At 65.4% G+C, this 3,537-nt stretch carries 4 protein-coding genes; 2 read left to right on the forward strand and 2 right to left on the reverse strand.

Features of this window, described 5'->3' with window-relative positions; all coding sequences use genetic code 11:
• Positions 1-203: 203 nt before the first annotated feature.
• A complete protein-coding gene (locus tag ACRDPN_RS10425) occupies positions 204-1,067 on the reverse strand; it encodes an SDR family oxidoreductase (RefSeq protein ID WP_431447385.1) in 864 nt (287 codons plus the stop codon).
• A gap of 154 nt (positions 1,068-1,221) precedes the next feature.
• Between ACRDPN_RS10425 and ACRDPN_RS10430 the strand changes: the two genes are divergently transcribed.
• Together ACRDPN_RS10430 and ACRDPN_RS10435 are read left to right on the forward strand one after the other, a co-directional pair.
• The gene (locus ACRDPN_RS10430; RefSeq protein ID WP_431447386.1) at positions 1,222-1,674 is read left to right on the forward strand and encodes a MarR family winged helix-turn-helix transcriptional regulator; all 453 of its coding nucleotides are present in this window, start codon (positions 1,222-1,224) and stop codon (positions 1,672-1,674) included.
• Positions 1,675-1,834: 160 nt separating this feature from the next.
• Positions 1,835-2,707, forward strand: coding sequence for a hypothetical protein (locus ACRDPN_RS10435; RefSeq protein WP_431447387.1), 873 nt, complete (start codon positions 1,835-1,837; stop codon positions 2,705-2,707).
• A 26-nt stretch (positions 2,708-2,733) separates the two neighbouring features.
• On the opposite strand, the gene ACRDPN_RS10440 is transcribed toward ACRDPN_RS10435, so the two are convergent.
• On the reverse strand, positions 2,734-3,537 hold an 804-nt coding region (locus ACRDPN_RS10440; RefSeq protein WP_431447388.1), incomplete at its 5' end, for a hypothetical protein.

The following is a 3,537-nucleotide window of genomic DNA, read 5'->3' on the forward strand; positions in this document are numbered from 1 at the left end:
TGGTGATGTTGTTGTCGTTCTCGATGTTCCGGTTGAGGCGGTGGAAGCGGGCGCCGCCCTTGGCGGGCGGGAAGCTGTCGAAGACGTTCTTCCAGGTCTGGTAGTCCTCGACGTCGTGGTTGATGGCCATCACGTACATGGTGGTTCTCCTTCTGGTGTGGATGCGGTTTCGTTCGTTGTCCCAGACCCCGAGGTCATGTGTGTCAGTTGTCAGTGAACAGCTCGTGACGGAGGAAGTCCTCTAAACCGCGGATTCTGAACCCCGGCAACGCCTCGGTGATCGGCTGTGGGTCACCGAGGTAGGTCGTCGAGATGAAGTAGTCGAAGAGCTCGACGTACATCTCCCGGTGCGGCTCCGAAAAGGGAAAGGTCCCGACGTAGTCACGCGTCGAGACACCCGCCGGCTGATAGGTCACCTCGTGCCCGAGCACCGTGCTGGCCGCGGTGGCGATCTGATGTCCGGTGATGCCGCCGGGAACGTGGATGTCGAAGCTCCGGTTGGCGGGCCCCTGGTCGAGGAATCGGATCGCGGCGTCCACGATGTCGTTGATGTCGGTCGCGGCCCACACCATGTCCCCGGGCCACGGCAAGCTGACGACACCGTTCTGGAGGTAGTCGCGAGCGGCCCAGAGGTTCTGCATGAACCAGGCCGGACGGAGGATCGTGTAGCCCAGGCCGGAGTCGGCGAGAGCGCGCTCGATCGTGGTCTTGTTGTCGAGGACGCGGGCGCCGGTGTCGCCGCGATCCGCGCGCACAGCGGTGTGCATGACGACGTGCTCCACGGCGTGCTTGGCTGCCGCCTCGATCACGTTGTTGCAGACCGCCAGCTCCAGCCCCGTCGGGTCGTCACCGCCCTCGGGGGGCGTGAGGTAGACGGCCGACACGCCCTCGAGGGCTGCCACGGCGTCGTCGATGTTCGTCAGGTCGGCGGCGTGCACCTCGACGCCGTCGTGTCCCGCAATCGGTGTGCGCGTGATCGCGCGAACCGGCCGACCCCCGGATGCCAGACCCGCGACCACTCGGCTGCCGATGTTCCCGCTGGCTCCTATGACTGCGATCGTTCCCATCGCCGGCACCTTTCGCTCGATGCGGCCACCAGGTGATCCCCCGTGATATGTTCCTATCACTGATAGTCACACAACAGATAGTTTGAGAATGAATAATTCGGACGCTAACAGTATCGCCGGTTCGGGTCAAGGCCCCGATCGCAACCGCGGCGATGTGAGCGACGTCGGCCGTCGTGCTTGGCGCGCCGTCATGCAGGCCACCGGGACCGTCAAAGCAGCGTTCGACGATGACTTTCGCTCGCAGACCGACATCGACATCCAGGTGTACGACGTGCTCCTGCATGTCTTCGAATCCGGCAATGCAGGGATCCAGATGTCCGAGCTGGCCCGCGAGATCGTGTTGAGCAAGGCCGGACTGACGTCGCTCGTCGACCGCCTGGAGAAGCGGTCACTGGTCCAACGAGCACCGGATCCGGCCGACCGCCGAGCAGTGCGGATCACGCTCACGAAGCAAGGCGAGAAGACCTTCCGCACCGCGGCGCGCATTCATCTCGCCGGCATACGCCAGCGTGTGACTCAACACCTCACCGACGAGGAAGCACGAATCATCGCTGACGCGTTCGAGCGCGTGCGGCTCGCCAACTCCGAGAACCCACGACGAGCATGATCGCCCCCGGCAAGACTGCAGGTCAGACAGCCTTCTCGGCCATCTGATCACCACCGTCGCACCGTGCGAATCCTCCCGAGGCGTTCTCGTTCGCGTGACTTTCGTGGTCATACGTCGTTTGAGATGACGACTTCCGCGTGGAGGTCTGGGGAAGGGACCCATGCAGACCATCCAGATCCGCAGCCTCGTTGCAGTGGGCGCCAGCGCCATCCTCGCCGGCGCCGCAGTCGCCGCCATGACCACGCAGGCCGAGGCCTCGGGCTCCGCCGGCGTGTACGCGCCGGCCGACACCGCCCAGATCCACCCCGGCGTGCAGATGTACACCGATGGCGCACAGTGCACCGCGAACTTCGTGTTCGACGATGCCGCGGGAAACACCTACGTCGGCTACGCCGCGCACTGCGCAGGCACTGGGGCGGCGACCGACACGAACGGCTGTGACGCGGGCTCGCTGCCGCTGGGTACCAAGGTCGACTTCGTCGAGGGTGGCTCCCCGGTCGGGGGCACGACGGTCGGGGGCGGAACTCTCGTCTACAGCTCCTGGCTCTCGATGCAGCAGGCCGGCACCACTGATGCGAACGCCTGCGACTTCAACGACTTCGCCCTGGTCAAGGTCGACGCCGCCGACGTCGCGAAGGTCAACCCCTCGCTGCCGCACTGGGGCGGCCCGACCGGTCTCAACACCACCGGCGCACCCACCGGAGAGCGGGTCTACTCCTTCGGCAACTCCAGCCTTCGTGCCGGCGTCGAGCCGCTCTCACCCAAGACCGGAACCAGCCTCGGCACCAGCGGTGGTGGCTGGACGCACCCGGTCTACACCGCGACTCCCGGCATCCCGGGCGACTCGGGAAGCGCCTTCCTCGACGGACAGGGCCGGGCACTCGGCACCTTGTCCACCGTCCAGATCGCACCGTTGGCGGGGTCCAACGGGGTCGGTGACATGAACAAGGAGCTGGCGTTCGCCCAGGCCAACTCCGGCATCGCCGGTCTGGCGCTGGTCCCGGGGACCGAGCCCTTCTCACCCACTCCCTAGCCCGATCATCTCCGGGGGCACAGAGCTCAGCTGGTGGTGAAGAAGCCGACGCTGATGGTCTGGTTGCCGGACTCCTCGAGGGCGAGCACCTCGAGCTCGTAGAGGGTCTTGGGCTCGAAGAACTCGTCGGGCACCGAGAGCTCGGTCATGTCTGGACCGACGTGGACGTCGTACTCCGGTCGTGAGAGTCCGTGCGGGTCCTCGTGCTCGGCCTTGGTGACGATCACCTCATAGCCGCTGATGGTGACCGACTCACCGTCGATCGTCTCGGTCACGGGATCCCATCGCACCATCACGTCCTTCGGATCGAGGGTGTTCGACGCGCCTTCCTCCTCGGGCACGATCTTGGGCGCGGTGATGTTGGGCTCGGTCGGGATGGCGTGCGTGAACGTCGCCTCCCCCACCCGCTTCTCGCCCTGGTAGTCGATGCCGCTGATGCGGTACTGCCCCTCGGGGAAGTCCGCCTTGAGGTCGGCAATGGAGTACTCGGCGTTGGGTGGCTCGCGGGACTCGAAGAAGAACTGGTTGATGCCAAGTCCGTCGAGCTTCTTCGTGGGATTGATGAGCATGACCTCGGTGCCGTCGGGGGTGACGATGCAGCCCTCCGACAGGCCCTCCTGGTCGAACATGCCGTGGAAGCCGGTGTCCTCGTCGGTCGCGTTGTGCTCGATGTAGAGCCGCGCCTCACCCTCGAAGCTCTTGCCCTTCTCGAAGCAGTTGTCACTCGACTGGCCCGCACCGCAGGCACCGGTCGCGAGGCTGAGCAGCACCACCGCACTGATCACTGTGAGTCGCATGGTCCATACACCCTTCCTTCGATGGGCCGACCT

The sequence above is a fragment of the Aeromicrobium sp. genome, from assembly GCF_050700635.1.
GTDB lineage: Bacteria > Actinomycetota > Actinomycetes > Propionibacteriales > Nocardioidaceae > Aeromicrobium.

Excerpts from the sequence above, each read along its gene's own strand:
- ACRDPN_RS10425 (WP_431447385.1), bottom strand. The coding sequence starts at position 1,067 with ATGGGAACGATCGCAGTCATAGGAGCCAGCGGGAACATCGGCAGCCGA.
- ACRDPN_RS10435 (WP_431447387.1), top strand. The coding sequence starts at position 1,835 with ATGCAGACCATCCAGATCCGCAGCCTCGTTGCAGTGGGCGCCAGCGCC.